Consider the following 20,857-nt stretch of genomic DNA (forward strand, 5'->3'; position numbering starts at 1 on the left):
GGGGGCTTGCCTCAGTGCCAGGGGACATGCCGAGTGTCGCATTTCTAAAGGGCTAAGATGCCGCCCAAAGTGACACATTAACTTTGCTAGGATCCGGACATTTCAATCCTGCCGCCACAAAAAATCGTCTGTAGGGTGGGTTCAAGGATGACGACAGAGACAGTATTGGCCATGATTTCAGGATAATGGAATGGCCGCCCCCCCCCGCGTTTGAAGTTGCGGGACAGCCAGTCGCATCACGATTGTCAATGGAGGTTTCTACGCTGCTGCGAAATCAGCGCGAGTATCCATGTAGACAGACGGATTTGGCTCGCTTTTCATCATCGTCTTTCGCCAAGCCTCTTGCTCGGCATTTATCAGGGCCAACTCCCAAATGCAGGCAATCACGGGTCTCTTTACTGTGTCCATGGGCTCGGTGGCAGAATACAGCTTTCGATAGATATGCTGACAAAGCACCGAACCCTGTATCCACCAGTGAGCCGAAATGGAAACACCAAGTTCGCCAGGATGAATGATCACAAAGCCCATGCCATTGTCATCGCCCTCGTCCGCTACACGCGGTAGAACATCCCGTCGCACAAATGACTGTGCGAGGATTAGCATGGCTTGGTCTATCGTCCGGTTGTCTGCGACAAGACCATAGATTTTAAGTTTGAGACCGGCCATGTCCCATATACCTAAATTTGAAACTCCGCGTGGATGATAGATTTCAATTGTTTTTGAGTTCAAAGTCGCACTCCGCTCGACCTATTGGTGCTAATCGATGATCAATTTGGGGTGCATCTGAAGGGTCGCCTTTCCAGCTAGTGATAGCGGCGGATCAGGCCGACGAGTTTACCCTGGATCTTGACGCGGTCCGGTCCGAAAATTCGGGTCTCGTAGGCCGGGTTGGCGGCTTCAAGTGCGATGGAGGCGCCCTTGCGGCGGAAGCGCTTCAACGTCGCTTCCTCGTCATCCACCAGAGCGACGATGATTTCACCAGGGCTGGCGGTATTCGTATTGCGGATGATGACGGTATCGCCATCCAGAATTCCTGCCTCGATCATCGAATCGCCACGGACCTCTAGTGCGTAGTGTTCGCCGGATCCAACCATTTCGAACGGAACGGAAATATCATGTGTGTTGTTCTGGATTGCCGAGATCGGAACACCTGCCGCGATTCGTCCCATGACCGGTATGGAAACGCTGTCACCATTGGCAGCCGCCGGTTTGACGGCAACGGGCGGGGCCGGTGCCTGAACGCCAAGACTGCCCTGGATGACGCTGGGAGAAAAGCCGCGCTTGGGCTGGAGGCTCATCGAGTAGGCCTCCGGCAACTTGATCACTTCGAGCGCCCTTGCCCGGTTGGGCAAGCGCCGGATGAAGCCCCGTTCCTCAAGCGCTGTAATCAGCCGGTGAATGCCGGATTTCGACGCAAGATCCAGCGCATCCTTCATTTCATCGAACGATGGCGGCACCCCCGATTCCTTCATTCTTTCGTGAATGAACAGAAGCAGTTCCTGTTGCTTGCGGGTCAGCATGAACGATCACTCCAGAGTCGAGAAACAAATCAAGAACGAACACTATCTGTTCCATATGTGTTCCGCAAGTCCCTAAAATTCATTGAGTGTTTTCAAAGACAAATAGCGATTCCGATCGCCGGATCGAGGCTAACATGTTTTCGCCTTTCACCGACTTGCGTTCGCTCACCCATCAGCTTCCCGCATTTCGGAACCTTTGCGTGCCTGCAGCCGTTCATTTGACGCAAATGAATGACTGTTTCAGGAGGCAATGATGGCACGATATGTCGATGAGCGTGGCGATGTCGTTTCCACGGAGGAACAAACCGAACCGTCGTCATGAGTGGCGTGAAGGCACGTCAGTGCCTTTTGGGCCGGCCGGTTTTGATGGTTCTGATGTGCGCCTTTTGCTGGCTTTGATTGCCTGGGCTGGGGCTGAAATGTTTGGCGAAAGCTTGGACAATGATGCCACGACCCGCGCCCAGGAGAATGCGCCCGCAGCCGATGCGGCGGAGCCATCCAACCAAGGAACGGTCGATAATACACGGAACGGCAATCCGTCTCAAATGGCACCGGCCGACAAGGATACCACGCCGTAGACGGGGTCAGGCGGCTAAGACATGCGGACAAACCTACGTCTTTCCGACGGCTGTGTTTTAGACCCCGGAGCCCGTCGCGTGATTCGAACGTCAGGAGATATGACGCGATGGCTCTATTCTAGTTGGATGTCTGCCATTTTCGCGCCCACCAGACCGATAGCTTGCGCCGCCGGCGCCGGACGAAGGCGAGATCATGCGACAGGACCAGCAATCCCAGCGGTACCATCCAGAATCCGAGAACAGGCAGGAAGCCCAGAATGCCGCCGAAGATCAACACGCAGCCGATGGTAATACGCAAAAGACGCGATTGCGGCAGCCGCATCCGCCATGAACCGATAATCAGTTCATGTGTTGCGGCGTCGATGCCGAATTTTTTCGTTTTTTGCGGTTCAGCCATACATTCCACCTATCGAGCCTAAAGCGCGTCCCTGTAATGCTGCAATCCCGCAATGCCAAGGGTTTGGCTTGCGCGGCAGTCAGAATGCGCTGCCTCCCACAGATGGGAAGTTCTCCACAGTCTGACAAGATTGTGCGTTTTTTTTGAAAAACCGCTTGGCAAATCGGAAAAGCATTTGTATTAGCAGCCTCACTTCTGCAGCACACACCGCCGCAGGTGATCCCTGGTAGCTCAGCGGTAGAGCATTCGACTGTTAATCGACAGGTCGCCGGTTCGAATCCGGCCCGGGGAGCCAGTTTTCAAAGGCCTTGCTGAAAAGCAAGGCCTTTTTGGTTTCAGAAGCTATCGCCTCTCGCCTGTTCTTATTTCCCTACCGATAACCGGTGGCGTCCGCCGGTTTCCCCGCGCCCTGTACCTCGGTTATGTAGCGCCAGCAGTCAGGCCGCGATCCGTCGAGATCGGTGAAGCCGTAGATCTTGGCGAGATCACCGCTTGAGGTAGACTGGCCGTTGAAGCGGCCCCGATCCGGATCTGCAGCAAGCGCCGCAACGGCACGGCCGGTAAAACGCGGTGCTTCGGAGATCACGAAATGCGGCTGGACTGCTTTAGCCTCCATCCAGTTTTCTTCACGGACGCCGTAAATATCGAGCATCATTTCGGAGCGCATCCAGCCGGGTGAGATTGCCACCGATGTCGCCGCGTGTGGCGCAAGGTCCTGCGCGTGCGCCCAGGCCATGCGGATGACGCTGGTCTTGGCGAGATCGTAGAACGGGCTGAGCCGGTAATGGGTAGCATTGTATTCCGCTGTACCATCGGTCACCTCCACCAGCAGCCCGCCGGGCCTTTCGATCATCAGCGGCAATGCGTAATGGGCGGTGATCAGATGGGTATCGATTGCCAGCCGTAAAAGTTTCAGGCCCTTTTCGAGCGCGTGTTCCCAGACCGGTTTGTTCCACTCGGTCAAATGCTCACCGCCCCAGATATCGTTGACGAAAATATCAAGTCGTGCTTCCTCCCGGCGTATGCGGGCGACCAGTGCCTCGACTTCCGCGTGGACAAGATGATCCACCCGCACGGCAATGCCTTTGCCGCCGGCTTGGGTAACCAACTCGGCCGTCTCTTCGATCGTTTCCGGGCGGCCGTATTCCGATTGCTGTGTGCGTGTCGTGCGCCCGGTCACATAGACCGTTGCCCCGGCAGCCCCCAGCTCCACTGCGATGCCTCGGCCGGCACCGCGCGTACCGCCGGCCACAAGCGCGATCTTCCCTTGCAGGTCGGTTGCCATGTCATTGTCCTCCTCAATGGAATCGGAACCACAAACAGAGTTGATAATAAACGAACGTTCGTTCATAAACAAAATGAACGCAAGAGGAAATTGATGCCTCGCCCACGCACCCTGTCCGACCAGCACCTTCTTGATCTGGTGCTGACGCTGATCCATGCCGAGGGGCCGGAGGCGGCAACGTTTTCGGCTGTCTCCAAAGCAAGCGGCTTATCCGGCTCGACACTGGTGCAGCGGTTTTCGACCAAGACAGCGATGCTGCGTCAGGCTTTGCTGCATGCCTGGGACGAGCTGGATGCCGAGACGGCGCAGCTGTGCGGCTCAATCCCGAAGACACCTCTAGGTGCCGTCGCGCTGCTTGTCGGCCTGTCGCAGAACTACGGCGACAGCGCCGCCGTCTATGCCGACGGCCTGCGTTTGCTGCGCGAGGATTTTCGCGATCCCTTGCTGCAGGCCCGGGGAGCTGCCTGGGGGCGAACGCTGGTCGAGGCTATCAGCGCGTGTTTTGTGACTGTCAGTCGACCGGAAGTGACCGCCCGGCTGATGCTGGCGCAATGGCAGGGCTCGCTGCTCTGGTGGGGATTTGAGGTAGATGGCCCGGTCGTGCCCTATGTGGAAGCGCAGCTCCAGGAGTTTCTTGCCGAACTTGGCACATAATCCACGCCCCCTCGCCGGCTTTTCATCCGCAAATACGGCCCGGCGTAAAAACTCGGACATTTTCTGTTCGGTGATAGTGAAATCGCGGTTTCCAATATCTATCTCGTGCGGGGGCGTGAAATTGCCTTCGCCAAGCAAGCCGTGGGGGTGATGCGTGACTGACTATCGATCCGGTGCAACCCGGGCGACGGGCTTTTCTCTCGGAAGCCAGTGGATTGCCTATCATCACGGCGAATCGGGTGACGCGCTATTTCGGCGCACCGATGGTAGCGCTTATGCCAAAGTGGCTACCGGCAGCGGCGTGGCGCTGCTGGATGACGAGCGGCGGCGGACTGCATGGCTTTCCCCCTTCAGGATCGGATCTCCCGCAGTTCTCGATTGGCAGGTGTCGGACGACGTCGCGTGCCTCGTGACAAGTGCCGTGCCCGGCATTCCGGCAGATCAGCTCGAAGCGACTGAACTGATCAAAGCCTGGCCTTCGATCGCGGCGCGGGTGCGCGACCTCCACGCGATTCCGGCACAAGATTGCCCGTTTGACCGCGGCCTTCAGACCATGTTCGACCGGGCGGCCGACGTGGTTGGACGTGGCGGCGTCAATCCGGATTTCCTCGATCCAGACGATCAAGACACACCGCCGCAGACCCTGCTCGACCGGGTGCAAGCCGAACTGTCCGAGCGGCTGGTGCAGGAAAGCCTTGACCGTGTCGTTTGCCACGGTGATGCGTGTATGCCCAATTTCATGATCGATCCGGAAACGCTTCGCTGCACGGGAATGATCGATCTCGGGCGGTTGGGCATGGCGGACCGCTATGTCGACTTTGCACTGCTTGTCGGCAATACCCGCGAAACATGGCGCACCGTCGAGGAAGCGCAGGCTGCGCAAAATCGTTTGTTCGAGATGCACGCGATCGCGACTGCCGACCGGGCAAGGCTCGATTTCTATCTGCGTCTCGACCCGCTGACCTGGGCATAATGATCATTCGGCACGGAAGCCCGGCACAACATGTGCACGAGACTTTCTACTGACGGTAGTGTAGAGGAATTCAATCACCCACGACAGGAGCGGACAATGCCGTCGATCGAGTTGCTTATCGCCTTCATAGCCACCACGGCGGTCTTTGCCTATATTCCTGGTCCGGCAATGCTCTATGCGGCGGCCCAGACCATCGCACGCGGCCGTTGGTCCGGACTGATGGCGTCGCTGGGTATTCACCTCGGCGGCTACTTTCATGTCATTGCTGCGGCCGCAGGTCTGTCAATCCTGTTTCATGCCGTGCCAACACTTTACATGATCGTCAAATTTGCCGGCGCGGCCTATCTGATCTGGCTCGGCATTTCTCTGTTTCGTGCAAAGGTCGAGGACGCCGCCGCCCTGCCCGGCATCGCGCCGAAATCCGGCCGCCGCGCCTTCTTCGAAAGCGTCACCGTCGAGGTTCTCAATCCCAAGACGGCGATTTTCTTCGTGGCTTTCCTGCCGCAATTCGTCGATGCGTCGGCCACCTTCCCGGTCTGGCTGCAGCTGGCAATCCTTGGAACGATCGTCAACCTGATGTTTTCGTCGGCGGATATCGTCTGCGTGTTTCTGGCCGGTGCCGTGATGACAAAGCTGCGCCGTTCGAGCTCCGCACAACGCCTGATGCAGCGCGCCGGTGGTACCATGCTGGTCGGTCTTGGGGCGCATCTGGCTTTCCAGAAGAGCTGATCCCTTCCGGCCTCCGATGGCTGCGACTGCCGCTTCTTGCGAAGAAGCGGCAGTTCCAATTTGGTCGGCAGTATTCCCCCGCAAAACGATGAAATAAAAAGCTTTCTCCGCGAAACCTTTGATCCGCCGCACCCGTATCTGCGTAGACGACAACGTTGGATACGATGCGCGGATAAAAATGAAAAACAACGACCTTTCCCAGGAAAACCCTATCATCGTCTGGTTTCGCAAGGACCTGCGGCTGGACGACAATCATGCGCTTCATGCTGCTGCCCAAACCGGCCGCAGTATCATTCCCGTCTATATCCGCGAGCCTTCACAGTACGGCACAGGGCCGCTCGGCGCCGCACAGGCCTGGTGGCTGCATCATTCGCTGAAAGGCTTGGAAAAGGCACTTGGTGACCTCGGAAGCCGGCTTGCCCTTCGCAGCGGCGAGCCGGGTAGCGTATTGGCAAAGCTGATTACTGAGACCGGCGCATCAACCGTCCATTGGAATCGCCGCTATGACCCAAACGGCATCGCTGTCGATGGACCACTGAAAGACACGTTGGCCTCCACGGGAATAACCGTCAAAAGTTTTGCCGGACAGCTTCTCCACGAGCCCACACGGTTGAAGACGGGCTCGGGCACGCCATACCGCGTCTATACGCCATTCTGGCGCGCGCTCGAGGCATCCGGCGAGCCGGATCAGCCGCTGGAGCAGCCAGATGCGCTGGTTTCTCCAGCCGTATGGCCCGGCAGCGAGGATCTGGCCTCCTGGGCACTGTTGCCGACCGCTCCGGACTGGGCACAGACGTTTTCTGAAATCTGGACGCCGGGCGAGGCTGCAGCACTCGAAAGGCTGGAAGCATTCGTCGAGGATGATCTGTCCGGCTACAAGGTCAGGCGCGATCTGCCGGGAACCGACGGCACATCGCGGCTTTCGCCGCATCTGGCCATGGGGGAGATCTCCCCTGCCCGCATCTGGCACGCCACCCGCAATCTGCGGGATGTTCCCGCCGATGACTTGGTCACCTTTCGCAAGGAACTGGTCTGGCGCGATTTTTCCTACCACCTGCTCTTTCACAATCCGGATTTGCCGAAAGAAAATCTCAACCGGAAATATGACGCCTTCGCCTGGAGCGGCACCGACGACGATTTCAAACGCTGGACGAAGGGCCAAACCGGCTATCCGATCGTCGATGCCGGCATGCGCCAGCTTTGGCGGCACGGCACGATGCACAACCGCGTCCGCATGATCGCGGCATCCTTCCTGATCAAGGACCTGCTGATCGACTGGCGCCGGGGCGAGGCCTGGTTCCGGGATACGCTGGTGGATGCGGATCCGGCCTCCAACGCGGCAAGCTGGCAGTGGGTGGCCGGCAGCGGCGCCGATGCGTCGCCTTTCTTCCGGATCTTCAATCCTGTCTTGCAGGGGGAAAAGTTCGATCCCGACGGCATCTACGTCAAAACCTTCGTGCCGGAACTGTCGGACCTGCCCGCAAAATTCGTGCACCGGCCCTTCGAGGCGTCTCGAAGCGTCCTCGATGCCGCCGGTCTAAGACTGGGGGATACATACCCGGAACCGATCGTCGACCATACGAAGGCACGCGACCGCGCACTCGCCGCCTATAACAAGATCAAGGACGCAGCATGAACGCCCTCTTTTCGCAAGGCCAACATCATATTTCTGGCCGCCGCCTGTCGATCGCGGTTATAGGCTCCGGCGTTTCGGGCAGCTCTGCCGCATGGGCGCTCAATCCCGTCCACGATGTCATTCTCTATGAACAGGATACTCGCCCCGGCGGTCACACGGCCACGGTCGATATCGACTACGATGGCACGCCGCTCTCCGTCGATACCGGTTTTATCGTCTATAACGAGGCCAATTATCCAAATCTTAAAGCGCTATTTTCAGAGTTGGACGTCACGACGCATAAGAGCGACATGAGCTTTTCGGTGTCGCTCGATCAGGGACGGCTGGAATGGAGCGGCGACAATCTGGCCACCGTCTTTGCCCAGAAGCGCAATCTCGTCCGCCCCTCTTTCCTGATGATGCTGCGCGAAATCCTCCGGTTCAACCGCATCTGCCTTGAAGATCGAAGCGCGGGTCTGCTCAAGGCCATGTCGATCGGCGACTATCTCAACTGGCGTGGCTTTTCACCCGGCTTCACCAACAACTACCTGGCACCGATGGCAGCCGCGATCTGGTCGTCGCCGACAGCCAAGATGCTGGATTTTCCGGCTGAGAATTTCATTCAGTTCTTCGACAATCACCGGCTCATCTATTCCAAGCCGCACCCGTGGCGCACGGTGACCGGCGGCAGCCGAAACTATCTGCGCAAGCTGTTGCAGCCGCTTGGCGACCGGGTCCGTCTTGGATGCGGCGTGACATCAATCCGGCGGGAAGACGGCAGGGTGAGCATCACCGACGAGCGCGGCTCGACAAAAATCTTCGACAAGGTGATCATCGCCGCCCACAGCAACCAGGCACTGGCCATGCTTTCTGATCCCACCCCCGCGGAAAGCGCGCTGCTGTCGGCCGTTCCCTACCATCCAAACCGGGTCATCCTGCACCGCGATACCGCATTGATGCCGAAACGAAAAAAAGTCTGGGCTTCCTGGAATTACCTGCGCGCGACCAAACCCTGTGGATCGCAAGGTGTCGCCGTCAGCTACTGGATGAACCGTCTTCAGGGCATTGCGCCACAGCATCCATTGTTTGTGACGTTGAACCCGGAGCGCGAGCCAGCACCCGGGACCGTGTTTGCCGAATTTTCCTATGATCATCCGCAGTTCGACGCAGGCTCGATGGCCGCCCAGCGTGCCCTAAAGGCGATCCAGGGCGATAACGACACCTTCTTTGCCGGCGCCTGGACCGGATACGGCTTTCATGAGGATGGCCTGGCATCGGGGCTTGCTGCTGCAGAGGAACTTGGCGGTATCATCCCCTGGCGCCAGCAGATATCATCGGTGTTCAGGGAGGCGGCAGAATAGATGCGTGCGTCATCCGGATCGGACATGACGAGGAACGGCGCGCCGCCGCAGGCGGCGGCAGCGCTTTATGCCGGCCAGGTCATGCATCAGCGGATGAAGCCGGTCGGCCACCGTTTCAGCTATGATGTCTTTTCTCTGATGATCGATCTCGACAGGCTCGACGAGGCGGATAGGCTGAGTAAGGTCTTCTCCGTCAATCGCCGCAATCTTCTGTCGTTCCACGAGAAGGATCATACGGGCGATAGTGCAGTGTCGCTGCGCCGCTACGTCGATACGCTGTTGCGGCAGACTGGCATGCCGATCCTTCCGGCGCGAGTGCTTCTGGTCTGCTACCCGCGTATCCTCGGTCTCGTCTTCAATCCGCTTTCGGTCTATTACGCCTATGAAAACGACGGCGCCCTGAGTGCGATGATCTACGAGGTTCGCAACACGTTCGGCGAACGCCACACCTATGTCTGCCCGATCGGACCGGATGATGTCTCGGACGCCGGCATTCGCCAGCAATGCGACAAGCTGTTTCACGTCTCGCCGTTCATTCCGATGGCCATGCGCTACCAGTTCCGCATGCTGCCGCCGGGAGATGCTATCCGCTGGCGCATTCTGGAGACCGACAAGGACGGGCCTTTGCTGGCTGCAACCTTCTCCGGTGTTCAAGTGCCGTTGAAAACAGGCAAGATTTTGCGTCTTGTTGCCCGCATTCCGCATCTTACACTCAAGATCGTCGCAGGGATTCACTGGGAGGCCTTGAAGCTCTGGATCAAAGGCGTCCGCTATATCCCGCGGCCGCAGGCGCCCGAACCGACGAGCGCCTGGAAGGAGGGCCGCAGGACAAGCCACGATTTTTCTCATGAATCCCAGGTTGGCGGCCCGGCGGAATGAGGCTATTTTGTGTCACGAGCAATGATTGCTGAGGAACTGTCGAATGAGCACAGCAGGCACCGGTTATTGTGACCCGAAAGATGGAGAGCGTCTTTCAACGGAAAATTTATCGCGCATTGTCAAAGGCCTACCCGCAAAAGCTCAGATGGTTCTGCGTGGTCTTGTCCATATGCAGGCGGGATGTCTGAAGCTGACATTGCCTGATAGCCGCACCGTGGTCGTCAAGGGCAAGGCGCAAGGGCCTGTCGCTTCCGTCACGCTGCATAACTGGAACCTGCCGCAACGGGCGCTGACCGGCGGCACCATTGCCGTTGCCGAAAGCTACATGGACGGCGACTGGGACAGCCCGGATGTTGGCGCATTTCTGGAACTCTTCCTTGTCAATACCGACGTCGGCCGCAATTTCTCCAATGGCGCACGCGGCGTGCTGCGGCTGGTCGAAAAATTCCGCCACTGGATGAACGCCAATACCAAATCCGGTTCGAAGAAGAACATTTCCGCCCATTACGATCTTGGCAATGCCTTCTACAAGCAGTGGCTCGATCCGACGATGACCTATTCCTCGGCCCTCTATTCGACGGGTGCCAATGACCTGCAATCGGCCCAGCGCGCCAAGTACAAGGCGTTAGCGGATGCCGCCGGTATCAAAGCCAGCCACCATGTGCTGGAAATCGGCTGCGGCTGGGGTGGTTTTGCCGAATATGCGGCAAGTGAGATCGGCTGCAAGGTGACAGGGCTGACGATCAGCCGCGAACAGCTTGCTTTTGCCAACGAGAGGATGAAGAACGCCGGCCTGTCCGACAAGGTAGAGATCAAGTTCCAGGACTATCGCGACGAGGCCGGGATGTATGACCGGATCGTCTCCATCGAGATGTTCGAGGCCGTCGGAGAAAAATACTGGCCGGCCTATTTTTCGCAATTGCAGCGCTGCCTGAAGCCGGGCGGCAAGGCCGGACTGCAGATCATCACCATCAAGCCGGAAGCCTATGAAGAATATCGCGCCAATCCGGATTTCATCCAGAAATATGTTTTTCCGGGCGGCATGCTGCCGACCCCGCAACATCTGATCGATCTCGGCCGCAAGGTGGGTTTGAAGATCAGCGGCGATTTCGGTTTCGGGCTGGATTACGCTCGCACGCTCGCTGAATGGCGCGAGCGCTTCTGGAACGTCTGGGACAAGGTCGAACCGCTCGGTTTCGATATCCGCTTCAAACGGCTTTGGGAGTTCTATCTGTTCTATTGCGAAGCCGGTTTCCGGGCCAAGAATATCGACGTCAGACAGATCGTGTATGAATAAACCCGCAACCGGCGGCGGTGCCGAGATGCAGATCAGCCGCCGGATGCTTTTCGCCTACGCCCTTCCTGCAGCGCCGCTCGCAGCCCTCGGCCTGCCGCTCTATTCGCTTGTTCCTACCTACTATACAGAAACTCTCGGCCTGCCGATTGCCTCTGTCGGTTGGGCGGTGCTGATCGTGCGCCTGTTCGATGCGGTCACCGATCCACTTGCAGGCTATGCAGCAGACCGGATCAATCCGGGTTTCGGCCGCCGCCGGCTGCTCTTCCTTCTGTCCTTGCCTATCGCTGCCCTGTCGGCCTTGATGCTCTATTGGCCTGCAGACGGCGCCGGCGTTGCGTGGCTTACCGTCTGGGGCATGCTGACATCGCTGGGCTTCACGCTGGCGGTCGTGCCCTACTCCGCCTGGGGTGCCGAGCTCGTCTCGGACTATAATGGCCGTACGCGGCTGACTTCGACGCGGGAAGGCCTGACGCTGGTCGGGACGCTGATCGCCATCGTTTTGCCGTTTGCAATAGGCTTTGAGCAGAAGGGCTTTTCCGGTCTTGCGGTGCTGGGCATCGCCGTCGCCGCGATGCTCTTGCTGTTTGGCAGCCTCACCGTCTGGCTCGTTCCCGAACCCGTAGACACAACAAAAAGACGGTTGCCGTTGCTGCAATCGCTGTCCTTCCTTGTAGCCAACAGGCCTTTCCTGCGGCTGATCGCTGCATTTTTCCTCAACGGTCTCGCCAACGGTATTCCGGCGACGCTGTTTCTCTATTTCGTCTCAGCTCGGCTGCTTTTGCCGGAACTCCGCGGGCCGTTGCTCTTCCTGTATTTCCTTAGCGCCATCGTGGGCGTACCGCTTGCCGCGCTGGCGGCGCGAAAGCTTGGCAAACACCGTGCATGGTCTGTCGCGATGATTGCCGCTTGCGCCATTTTTTCAATGGCGCCCTTTCTGTCCTCCGGCGCAGCCATCCCTTTCGCGCTGATCTGCTCGGCAACCGGCCTGTTGCTTGGTTTCGATCTGGCTCTGCCGCCCTCGATCCAGGCCGATGTCATCGATGCCGATACCGCCGCCTCCGGCGATCAGCGCAGCGGTCTCTACTTCGCCGCCTGGGGTCTTGCGACAAAGCTTTCGCTGGCAGCCGGCGTCGGCATAGTTTTTCCGTTACTCGGCTACTTCGGTTTCAATCCTTTTCCCGATGCGCATAACGACGAAACGGCGCTATTTGCCCTTGCCGCGATATATGCCTGGGTGCCGGTAGCGCTGAAACTCGCAGCGATAGCACTGATGTGGAATTTTCCGCTGGATAAGACTGCCCAGAACGAATTGCAGGCTCGTATCCGGCAATAACGTCACCGCCCGCTTTACCGCCTTCTCCGAAATGCCTATGGAAGCAGCAGTTTTCCAACTGCTAGTATCGAAGGTGACGGCGTGCGTCTTGCATGGATTTTTCTGGCGCTTGCCATTGCAACCGAAGTGATCGGCCTGACCGTGATGAAGGCAGCGTCCACAGGCGGCGGTGTCTGGGGCTATGCCGTCATGTATGTATCGATTGCCCTCTCCTACGTTTTCCTTGCCAAGGCCGTGAAGAGAATCTCCGTCGGCGTCGCCTACGCGATCTGGGAAGGGTCCGGCATCGCGCTGATAACCCTGGTTTCGGTGTTCGTTTTCAATCATGTGCTGAACTATCAGGAAATGATCGGCCTGATGATGGCGGTTGGCGGGATCATCCTGGTCAATGCCGGCGAAGTGCACGAAGAAGAGGAGGTTGCCGATGACCTCGCCTAACATCTATTTCATCTTCGCTGTTCTGGCCGGTGTGCTGGATGTCGCCGCCAATCTTGCCTCCACCAAGTCGAACGGCTTTGCCCGCCGCGGCTGGGGTGTGCTGTCCATCCTGCTCGTGCTTGCAGCCTTCGCCTTGCTGGTCGAGGCTGTCAAGGGCATGGAACTGGCGATCGCGTATGCCATCCTCGGCGCAACCGGCATTTTCGGCACGGCGATCTCGGCCCGCATTCTTTTCGGCCAGAAGCTGAAGCCGATTGGCTGGGTAGGACTTGCTCTTGTCTTCGGGGCAGTGATCGTCCTTCACACCGCCTGAGGATCCCGCTCAAGCACATCGACGGCATGCCCACCGGTGACCAGCGGCCGCGTTTTCCATCCGGTCGCCCTATTGATCAGCCAGAAATAAACGCCATAGGGCAAGAGGTTTAGCAGCTTCATGACGTAGGTGAAGCGCCTTGGAAACGTGATCTCGAAGCCGCTGGATTTCAGGCCTTCTGCAATGCGATCGGCCGCCACCTCGGCACTGACGAGGGCTGGCATCGGAAATGCATTCTTTGCCGTTGCCGCTGTTTCAACGAAGCCGGGATTGATGATCTGCAGGCGCACCCCCACCTTGTCGAGATCGAACTTCAGGCTTTCCGCCATGTTGATCAGCGCTGCCTTGGTTGCGCCATAGGCAGCACTTGTCGGTAGGCCGCCATATCCGGTGACCGAGGACACGATAGCAATCTGGCCATGCCCCGTCGCCTTCATATGACGCACGGCCGGCAGCAGACAGTTGACCGTTCCGTTCAGGTTGATTGCAAAAGTCTTTTCGAAATCCTCACGGTGCAGGTCTTCGCCGTGAACGGCAACGTAGACGCCGGCATTGAGAACCGCGAGCACCATCGATCCGTGCTCGTATTCGATAGCAGCCAGTATCCGTTCCATATCGCGCGGATCGGTCACGTCGCCGTCGAGCACGATAACCTTGCCAGGTCCGGGTGATTCATGCTGCAACTGGACCAGTTTCTCGTGATCACGCGCGGTGACCACGACGTTGAAACCGTCCCTGACCAGCCGCAGAGCCAGGGCCCGGCCAATGCCGGAGCTTGCTCCCGTGACCCAGGCCAGACCCATCTCGGGGTGTGCGACAAAATCGGTCATGGGGTTTCCTTTCGCTGCTTTATCGCGGACCCCGGAAACCGGGATCACCAAACAATACGCATTGAAATGTAGTTTGTTCCCGCATTCGGGCCATTGTTCGGCAAAATGTCAGCCGATCATGTCACCGAGCAATTGTCTCCATGAGCCGGTCAGCTTGACGGGTGCCTGGGAGACGGCAAAGCCAATGCACGGGCATTCGGCTTCCGCCACGGGACGGTGGTCGATGCTTTCGTCTGCCACCGATATGTCACCTTTGGCAAAGCGCCCGCGCGTATCGTTGAAGGCGCCGTCGAGAACCAGCGAAAGCTCATAGCCTTCATGCGTATGGGCCGGAATCACGCGTCCCGGCTTCAGCCAGAAGAAGCTGACATCGCAACCGTCGATCTTTCCAAGGCTGTATTCCTTGAAGCCCGGCAGCTTTCGTTTCCAGGGGATTTCAGCGGCATTAAGCCCGGCAAAATCGCGAATGGCCTTTGGAAAAAAGGCGTTTACAGGCTGTGCGGATGCCGTGTCAGCCATTGCCAGAGGGGCTGCCGCGAAAACGGCTTTCAATGCTTCGTCTCTTAACCTGAGAGAAACCGGCTCCATGTGTTCCAAGATATCGCCGACGACCGTTTCGTACTCGGCAACCTGGGGTCTATTAACGGATTGCATCTCAAGATGCGCTTCGACGAGTACACGCGCCGGCTCCGGCAGAATGCCGGCAGCATATCGTGCCATCAAGGCATCTACTGTATCCAGCTGAACATCAGCCATTGATTGTCTTTACCTGTTTTGCCGCAGGGCGAAGCGGAAACTACCGCCTCACTACGCTAAGGGTCAAGAAATGGATCACCCCGGTTGTGAAACGCCGTCCTCCACTTTTGGGTCGATTTTTGCCCGCGACAGCGTCAAGGTGAAACGCTATTTCTTGCTTGAGCAGCAGCGTCGGCCGAAAAGACGCTAGGATTTCGGTATGTTGAACTGCAAGGGCTTTTGTGGCTCAGGCAGTTCCATCATGTCCTGTTCAAATCCTCATCCGCTTCAGGTTCCTGCCTGACGCAATTATCCGCAGCCGAGAGGTTTACTCATGCCCGTTCTGACTTCCGTTCTCGATGCCATCGGCAATACGCCGCTGATCCGCCTCAAGGGTGCCTCGGAAGCAACCGGGTGCACGATCCTCGGCAAGGCCGAGTTTCTCAATCCGGGCCAATCGGTCAAGGATCGTGCCGCGCTGTCGATCATCCGTCACGCCGAAAAAACCGGCCAGCTGAAGCCGGGCGGCGTCATCGTCGAGGGCACGGCCGGAAATACCGGAATCGGCTTGGCGCTGGTTGCCCAGACGCTCGGCTACCGCACGGTCATCGTCATTCCGGAGACGCAGAGCGAGGAAAAGAAGGACGCGCTGCGTCTTCTCGGCGCCGAACTCATCGAGGTTCCCGCGGTTCCGTACAAGAACCCCAACAATTACGTAAAACTGTCCGGCCGTGTCGCTGCTGAACTGGCAAAGACGGAACCGAACGGCGCGATCTGGGCAAACCAGTTCGACAACGTCGCCAACCGCGACGCCCATGTCGAAACCACCGCACCGGAAATTTGGCGCGATACCGATGGCAAGGTCGATGGCTTCATCTGCGCGGTCGGCTCCGGCGGCACGCTGGCCGGCGTCGCCCTTGGCCTGAAGGCGAAGAACCCGGACGTCAAGATCGGTATCGCCGATCCGGAGGGCGCGGCACTCTACAATTTTTACGCCCATGGCGAGCTGAAATCGGAAGGTGGATCGATCACTGAGGGCATCGGCCAAGGACGCATCACCGCCAACCTCGAAGGTTTCACGCCGGATTTTGCCTATCAGATACCGGATGCCGAAGCCGTACAGTTGGTGTTCGATCTTGTTGAAAAGGAAGGCATTTGCGTTGGCGGTTCCTCCGGCATCAACATTGCCGGCGCCATTCGCCTGGCAAAAGATCTGGGACCGGGACATACCATCGTGACGATCCTCTGCGACTATGGTAACCGCTATCAGTCGAAACTGTTCAACCCGGCATTTCTGAAATCCAAGGGCCTTCCTGTTCCGGCCTGGCTGACGCGAAATTCCGGAATAACGGTGCCATACGAACCCGCCGGATAAAGCATCTCATGACCACACTTCCTCTTTTTCGCGACGATTTCTATCTTTCAACCACGGAAGCAATCGTCACAGGAATACGGGAAGACGGCGGCATCGAGCTGGACCAGACCTGTTTTTACGCGACGTCGGGTGGTCAGCCCGGCGATAACGGTTTCTTCGAGCGCGCCGATGGCAGCCGCATCGAGATCGAGACCACCTGCCACGGTGACACCAAGAATATCATCATCCATGTCCCTGCTGCCGATCAACCCTTAGCGCTGGTCGGGGAAAAGCTGGTTCTGCACATCGACTGGGCACGCCGCTACAAGCTGATGCGCATGCACACGGCCTGCCACCTGCTCTCGGTTGTCTGTCAGTATCCGATTACGGGTGCCGCCGTCGGCGAAGATGAGAGCCGCGTCGATTTCGACATGAGCGAAACCATAGACAAGGACGCCGTCACCGCGGCGATGATGGCGCTGGTCGAGGGCAATCACCCGATATACCTGCAATGGATCACCGACGCGGAACTGGCGGCCAATCCCGATATCGTCAAATCGAAGAATGTCCGCCCGCCGATCGGCCTCGGCCGTGTCAGCCTTGTCTGCATCGGCGAGAACGCATCGGTCGATAGCCAGCCCTGCGGCGGCACGCATGTGTCCGAAACCCAGGAGGTCGGTGCGATCTACATTGCCAAGATCGAAAAGAAGGGCAAGGAAAACCGGCGTTTCCGCATCCGTTTCGGCACGCCAGACGCCACGTCCACCGGAGAGTAATCGATGACCGAACAGAAAAGCGCTTTCGTCGTTTCCGCCGATTGGTTGCAGCAGCGGCTGACCGATCCTTTGGTGAAGGTTGTCGATGCAGCCTGGTATCTGCCAGCACAGAAGCGGGACCCGAAGGCCGAATACGCCGCTGGACATATTCCCGGCGCCATCTTTTACGACCAGGACGCCATCGCCGACCTGACGAGCGGCCTGCCGCACACCATTCCCTCGCCCGAATCGTTTGCAGAATCGGTCGGCAAGCTGGGCATCAGCGAGAACGATACGATCGTCGTCTATGACGGCCCGGGTATCTTTACCGCGCCGCGCGTCTGGTGGCTGCTGCGCAGCATGGGTGCGAAGTCGGTGTTTGTCCTGGATGGCGGCATCGATGGCTGGAAGGCGGAGAGCCGCCCGGTCACCACGGATGTCCCGCAGCCAAAACCTGCAACATTCCATCCAACGTTCAACGCTGAGGCCGTGAGCTCGTTTGCGCAAATGCGTGACATCGTCGCAACCGGCTCTCGCCAGATTGCCGATGCCCGCGGGGCCGCACGCTTTACCGGCGAGGAAGCCGAACCCAGAGCCGGAATGCGCTCCGGCCACATGCCCGGCGCCAAAAGCCTGCCTTCCGGTGTCTTTTCGACTGGCGGCAAGCTGAAATCGCTCGACGCCCTGCGCGAAACGATCGAGGCGGCGGGTATCGATCTCGACAAGCCAGTTGTCACCTCCTGCGGTTCCGGCGTCACCGCAGCGATCATCATGCTGGCATTGCAATCGCTGGGCCACACCGACAATACGCTCTATGATGGCTCGTGGTCCGAATGGGGCAGCCGGGCAGATACACCCGTCGTTACCGGGAAAGAATGATCAGCATGGCCAAGGACAAAGCAGTCGAAGCGCTCGACGTTCGCGTCACCGAACTGGAAATGACCGCACCACCCAAGCAGAGCCTGCCGGTGCCGGTCAATATCCAGACCGCGATCATGCGCGTTCCGGAAATTCCGCTGCCCTTCTATCGCTTTCTCTACCTGCAGGTCGGCAAACGCTGGAACTGGGTCGATCGGCTGCGGATGAGCGATGCCGACCTTGCCGGCGCCCTGCACGACAAGCGCAATGCCGTCACGGTGCTCTACGTCAACGGCGCGCCCGCCGGTTTCTTCGAGCTGCTGCAGGTGGATGAGGATACTGTCGAACTCTCCCATTTCGGCATGTTCGAACATGCGCTTGGCCTTGGGCTGGGCAAATGGTTCCTGCTGCAGACGCTCTATGCCGCCTGGAACTTAAATCCGAAGACGGTGCGTGTCGCGACCAACACCCTCGATCATCCCCGCGCGCTGCAACTCTACCAGCGATTCGGTTTTTCCCCGGTCTCGACCCATGATGCCAAGGTCCTGCCGCTCAGTGACGACGAGCTGCTGGGGTTCGCACGCGGGCTCTGACGTTCGCAACGGCAAGTATCGGGTGTCGCTCCATGTCGGCACATGGCATTTCCTTCGGCATTGAAACCGGAGGAACCCGAGATGCCCCTACGTTACCAACCGATGCCGAGCGATCTTGCCGCGCGCTACCGCCGCCGCGAGCCTGATGCCTACGGCCTGACACCGGAACTGCATGTCTCCGATGGCCACGGCATGCCCTGCCGTCATTGCCTCGCCAATATCGCCGAGGGTGATGGCTATCTGATTCTTGCCTATAGCCCCTTTCCAGAGCTTCAGCCCTATGCGGAAACCGGACCCATTTTTCTGCATGCGGACCAATGCGAGGCCTATATCGGTGGCGAGGCCGTCCCGCCGATCCTGACCACCAGCAAGGATTATCTTTTGCGCGGCTACCGTGCTGACGACCGGATCGTCTATGGCACCGGCGCAGTCATTCCGGTTACCGGTATCGATGTCCGGGCAAGCGAGCTGCTGGAGAAACCTGAGGTAGCCTATATCCATGTTCGCTCGGCCCGCAACAATTGTTATCAATGCCGTATCGAGCGCGCATGAAAACGGGGCCGGAAGATGCCGGCCCCGCCTACATCAACACTTCTGACGATGGGATCACGCGATCTTCAATACCGCCTCCGGGGCATAGCTCTCATAACCAAGAGCCTCAGCAACCGCCTTGTTGGTGATGCGCCCCTTGTGAACATTGAGGCCTGCACGCAGATGCCGGTCCTCGGCAATCGCCTTCAGGCCACGGTCGGCCAACTGCAGGCCGTAGAACAGCGTCGCATTGTTGAGCGCATGTGCCGATGTCACCGGAACGGCTCCGGGCATATTGGCGACGCAATAGTGCACGACGCCATCGACTTCATAGGTCGGATCGGAATGCGTCGTCGCATGCGAGGTCTCGAAGCAGCCGCCCTGGTCGATGGCGACATCGACGATGACAGCGCCCTTCTTCATGCCGGACAGCATCTCGCGCGTCACCAGTTTCGGTGCTGCGGCACCGGGGATCAGCACGGCGCCAATCACCAGATCGGCAGAAAAGACTTCCTCTTCCAGCGCATCGATGGTCGAAAACCGGGTATGGACGCGCCCGGCAAACAGATCGTCGAGCTGGCGCAGGCGGGGAATGGAGCGGTCGAGAATGGTCACGTCGGCCCCAAGTCCGGCGGCCATGCGCGCGGCATGTAGACCGACGACGCCACCGCCGATGATTGTGACCTTGGCGGGCAGAACGCCTGGCACGCCACCGAGCAGGATACCGCGGCCGCCGTTGGCTTTCTGCAGCGATGTGGCGCCGGCCTGGATCGCCAGCCGCCCGGCAACCTCTGACATTGGCGCCAAAAGCGGCAGGCCGCCACGATCGTCGGTGACTGTTTCATAAGCGATTGCTGTGACGCCGGAGGCAAGCAGCCCCTTGGTCTGTTCCGGATCGGGAGCAAGATGCAAATAGGTGTAGAGGATCTGACCGTCGCGAAGCTGCGCCCATTCGGCCGGCTGCGGCTCCTTGACCTTGACGATCATGTCGGACTTTTCAAAGACGTCCTTGGCGGTGGCGACGATTTTTGCCCCGGCCGCTCGGTAGCTGTCGTCTTCCGCGCCAATGCCTGCGCCGGCCTTTGTTTCGATGATCACCTCGTGGCCATGCGCCACATATTCCCTCACAGATCCGGGTGTTAAACCGACACGATATTCATGGTTTTTGATTTCCTTCGGGCAACCGACACGCATCTTCGCGTTCCTCTCCTATGCAGCTTTCGCCATCGTTGTTTTACCCGCGTAGCGAAACAGAAAGATCACCGTATGTCCTTGCAAAATGACGGGTTGATCGCGTAATATTTGGTAGATTATTGCGTTTTTGATGGAAAATTCGAAGGATATTCGATTGGCGGCAATGGATGCAATTGATGCTGCGATCTTGAGGATTATGCAGCAGAACGGTCGGATCGCCAATGCTGAACTGGCCGAAAAAATCGGCCTGTCGGATTCGGCCTGCTCGCGCCGGGTCGATATCCTCGAAAAATCCGGCGTCATCAGCGGCTATCACGCGCGCCTGTCGCACAAGGCGCTCGACTACCGCATCATGGTCATCGTCCATATCTCGCTGTCAGGCCAGTTTGCCAAGACCTTGACGGAGTTTGAGGCAGCGGTGAAACTCTGTCCGAATGTGCTGGTCTGCTATCTGATGTCGGGAGAATACGACTATATCCTGCGCGTCGCCGCCAAGGACCTTGAGGACTATGAGCGCATCCACCGGGATTGGCTGTCGGCCCTGCCCCACGTGGTCAAGATCAATTCCAGCTTCTCGCTGCGGGAGATTATCGACCGGCCGAATGTCGGTGTTTGAATGCCGCTATGGGATAGTT

At 58.5% G+C, this 20,857-nt stretch carries 24 protein-coding genes and 1 tRNA gene; 18 read left to right on the forward strand and 7 right to left on the reverse strand.

What is annotated here, in order from left to right:
* Positions 1 to 258: 258 nt before the first annotated feature.
* Positions 259 to 729, reverse strand: a complete 471-nt coding sequence (locus ACP7E0_RS12665; protein ID WP_426125331.1) for a hypothetical protein — start codon at positions 727 to 729, stop codon at positions 259 to 261.
* Between the two features lie 74 nt (positions 730 to 803).
* Positions 804 to 1,520, reverse strand: a complete 717-nt coding sequence (gene lexA / locus ACP7E0_RS12670) for a transcriptional repressor LexA (RefSeq protein WP_426125333.1) — start codon at positions 1,518 to 1,520, stop codon at positions 804 to 806.
* Between the two features lie 341 nt (positions 1,521 to 1,861).
* On the opposite strand from lexA, the gene ACP7E0_RS12675 reads away from it, so the two are divergent.
* Positions 1,862 to 2,098: a hypothetical protein gene (locus ACP7E0_RS12675; RefSeq protein WP_426125335.1), complete on the forward strand. Its 237-nt coding sequence runs from the start codon at positions 1,862 to 1,864 to the stop codon at positions 2,096 to 2,098.
* Positions 2,099 to 2,216: 118 nt separating this feature from the next.
* Here ACP7E0_RS12675 and ACP7E0_RS12680 read toward each other — a convergent pair whose 3' ends face one another.
* Entirely contained in the window at positions 2,217 to 2,495 is a 279-nt protein-coding gene (locus tag ACP7E0_RS12680; RefSeq protein ID WP_426125337.1) for a hypothetical protein, read from the reverse strand.
* Between the two features lie 220 nt (positions 2,496 to 2,715).
* Here ACP7E0_RS12680 and ACP7E0_RS12685 point away from each other — a divergent pair.
* Positions 2,716 to 2,790: transfer RNA gene (locus tag ACP7E0_RS12685), tRNA-Asn, on the forward strand.
* Between the two features lie 75 nt (positions 2,791 to 2,865).
* Here ACP7E0_RS12685 and ACP7E0_RS12690 read toward each other — a convergent pair.
* Positions 2,866 to 3,780, reverse strand: coding sequence for an SDR family oxidoreductase (locus ACP7E0_RS12690; RefSeq protein ID WP_426125338.1), 915 nt, complete (start codon positions 3,778 to 3,780; stop codon positions 2,866 to 2,868).
* Between the two features lie 93 nt (positions 3,781 to 3,873).
* Here ACP7E0_RS12690 and ACP7E0_RS12695 point away from each other — a divergent pair, with 93 nt between their 5' ends.
* The 10 genes from ACP7E0_RS12695 to ACP7E0_RS12740 all read left to right on the forward strand — a co-directional run bounded on the left by ACP7E0_RS12695 (position 3,874) and on the right by ACP7E0_RS12740 (position 13,372).
* Positions 3,874 to 4,434: a TetR/AcrR family transcriptional regulator gene (locus ACP7E0_RS12695; RefSeq protein ID WP_426125340.1), complete on the forward strand. Its 561-nt coding sequence runs from the start codon at positions 3,874 to 3,876 to the stop codon at positions 4,432 to 4,434.
* Between the two features lie 154 nt (positions 4,435 to 4,588).
* Positions 4,589 to 5,407, forward strand: a complete 819-nt coding sequence (locus ACP7E0_RS12700; RefSeq protein WP_426125342.1) for an APH(3'') family aminoglycoside O-phosphotransferase — start codon at positions 4,589 to 4,591, stop codon at positions 5,405 to 5,407.
* A gap of 96 nt (positions 5,408 to 5,503) precedes the next feature.
* Positions 5,504 to 6,136 carry a LysE family translocator gene (locus ACP7E0_RS12705; protein ID WP_426125344.1) on the forward strand — a complete coding sequence of 211 codons (633 nt, stop codon included), beginning with the start codon at positions 5,504 to 5,506 and terminating at the stop codon, positions 6,134 to 6,136.
* 178 nt (positions 6,137 to 6,314) lie between these two features.
* On the forward strand, positions 6,315 to 7,772 hold the full coding sequence (locus ACP7E0_RS12710) for a cryptochrome/photolyase family protein (RefSeq protein ID WP_426125345.1): 1,458 nt from the start codon (positions 6,315 to 6,317) through the stop codon (positions 7,770 to 7,772).
* The gene (locus tag ACP7E0_RS12715; protein ID WP_426125346.1) at positions 7,769 to 9,112 is read left to right on the forward strand and encodes an NAD(P)/FAD-dependent oxidoreductase; all 1,344 of its coding nucleotides are present in this window, start codon (positions 7,769 to 7,771) and stop codon (positions 9,110 to 9,112) included. The genes ACP7E0_RS12710 and ACP7E0_RS12715 overlap by 4 nt, the downstream gene beginning before the upstream one ends.
* A 24-nt stretch (positions 9,113 to 9,136) precedes the next feature.
* Entirely contained in the window at positions 9,137 to 9,991 is an 855-nt protein-coding gene (locus ACP7E0_RS12720; RefSeq protein WP_426125347.1) for a DUF1365 domain-containing protein, read from the forward strand.
* Between the two features lie 43 nt (positions 9,992 to 10,034).
* Positions 10,035 to 11,288, forward strand: a complete 1,254-nt coding sequence (locus ACP7E0_RS12725; protein WP_113315631.1) for an SAM-dependent methyltransferase — start codon at positions 10,035 to 10,037, stop codon at positions 11,286 to 11,288.
* On the forward strand, positions 11,281 to 12,621 hold the full coding sequence (locus ACP7E0_RS12730; RefSeq protein WP_426125349.1) for an MFS transporter: 1,341 nt from the start codon (positions 11,281 to 11,283) through the stop codon (positions 12,619 to 12,621). Before ACP7E0_RS12725 ends, ACP7E0_RS12730 begins: the two co-directional genes overlap by 8 nt.
* A gap of 81 nt (positions 12,622 to 12,702) precedes the next feature.
* Complete coding sequence (locus ACP7E0_RS12735; protein WP_426125350.1) at positions 12,703 to 13,059, forward strand: SMR family transporter; 357 nt, start codon at positions 12,703 to 12,705, stop codon at positions 13,057 to 13,059.
* Positions 13,046 to 13,372: an SMR family transporter gene (locus ACP7E0_RS12740; protein WP_426125351.1), complete on the forward strand. Its 327-nt coding sequence runs from the start codon at positions 13,046 to 13,048 to the stop codon at positions 13,370 to 13,372. The genes ACP7E0_RS12735 and ACP7E0_RS12740 overlap by 14 nt, the downstream gene beginning before the upstream one ends.
* Here ACP7E0_RS12740 and ACP7E0_RS12745 read toward each other — a convergent pair.
* Complete coding sequence (locus tag ACP7E0_RS12745; RefSeq protein ID WP_426125352.1) at positions 13,360 to 14,202, reverse strand: SDR family NAD(P)-dependent oxidoreductase; 843 nt, start codon at positions 14,200 to 14,202, stop codon at positions 13,360 to 13,362. The genes ACP7E0_RS12740 and ACP7E0_RS12745 overlap by 13 nt on opposite strands.
* 108 nt (positions 14,203 to 14,310) lie before the next feature.
* Entirely contained in the window at positions 14,311 to 14,958 is a 648-nt protein-coding gene (locus tag ACP7E0_RS12750; RefSeq protein WP_426125353.1) for a ChrR family anti-sigma-E factor, read from the reverse strand.
* Between the two features lie 313 nt (positions 14,959 to 15,271).
* On the opposite strand from ACP7E0_RS12750, the gene ACP7E0_RS12755 reads away from it, so the two are divergent.
* The 5 genes from ACP7E0_RS12755 to ACP7E0_RS12775 all read left to right on the forward strand — a co-directional run bounded on the left by ACP7E0_RS12755 (position 15,272) and on the right by ACP7E0_RS12775 (position 19,049).
* Complete coding sequence (locus ACP7E0_RS12755) at positions 15,272 to 16,312, forward strand: cysteine synthase A (protein ID WP_426125355.1); 1,041 nt, start codon at positions 15,272 to 15,274, stop codon at positions 16,310 to 16,312.
* Between the two features lie 8 nt (positions 16,313 to 16,320).
* A complete protein-coding gene (locus ACP7E0_RS12760; RefSeq protein WP_426125356.1) occupies positions 16,321 to 17,067 on the forward strand; it encodes an alanyl-tRNA editing protein in 747 nt (248 codons plus the stop codon).
* A gap of 3 nt (positions 17,068 to 17,070) precedes the next feature.
* The gene (sseA, locus tag ACP7E0_RS12765; protein ID WP_426125357.1) at positions 17,071 to 17,925 is read left to right on the forward strand and encodes a 3-mercaptopyruvate sulfurtransferase; all 855 of its coding nucleotides are present in this window, start codon (positions 17,071 to 17,073) and stop codon (positions 17,923 to 17,925) included.
* A 5-nt stretch (positions 17,926 to 17,930) separates the two neighbouring features.
* On the forward strand, positions 17,931 to 18,497 hold the full coding sequence (locus ACP7E0_RS12770; RefSeq protein ID WP_426125358.1) for a GNAT family N-acetyltransferase: 567 nt from the start codon (positions 17,931 to 17,933) through the stop codon (positions 18,495 to 18,497).
* An 81-nt stretch (positions 18,498 to 18,578) separates the two neighbouring features.
* Positions 18,579 to 19,049: a DUF1203 domain-containing protein gene (locus ACP7E0_RS12775; RefSeq protein WP_426125360.1), complete on the forward strand. Its 471-nt coding sequence runs from the start codon at positions 18,579 to 18,581 to the stop codon at positions 19,047 to 19,049.
* Between the two features lie 54 nt (positions 19,050 to 19,103).
* Here the strand turns inward: ACP7E0_RS12775 and ald are convergent, their stop codons facing one another.
* Positions 19,104 to 20,222 (reverse strand): alanine dehydrogenase, encoded by a 1,119-nt coding sequence (gene ald, locus ACP7E0_RS12780; protein WP_426125361.1) that lies wholly within the window; start codon positions 20,220 to 20,222, stop codon positions 19,104 to 19,106.
* A gap of 154 nt (positions 20,223 to 20,376) precedes the next feature.
* Here ald and ACP7E0_RS12785 point away from each other — a divergent pair, with 154 nt between their 5' ends.
* Positions 20,377 to 20,838: an Lrp/AsnC family transcriptional regulator gene (locus ACP7E0_RS12785; protein WP_426125362.1), complete on the forward strand. Its 462-nt coding sequence runs from the start codon at positions 20,377 to 20,379 to the stop codon at positions 20,836 to 20,838.
* Positions 20,839 to 20,857: the final 19 nt, after the last annotated feature.

Origin of the sequence: Pararhizobium sp. PWRC1-1, from assembly GCF_049897905.1 — a bacterium.
In the GTDB taxonomy this organism is placed as follows: Bacteria; Pseudomonadota; Alphaproteobacteria; order Rhizobiales; family Rhizobiaceae; genus Pararhizobium.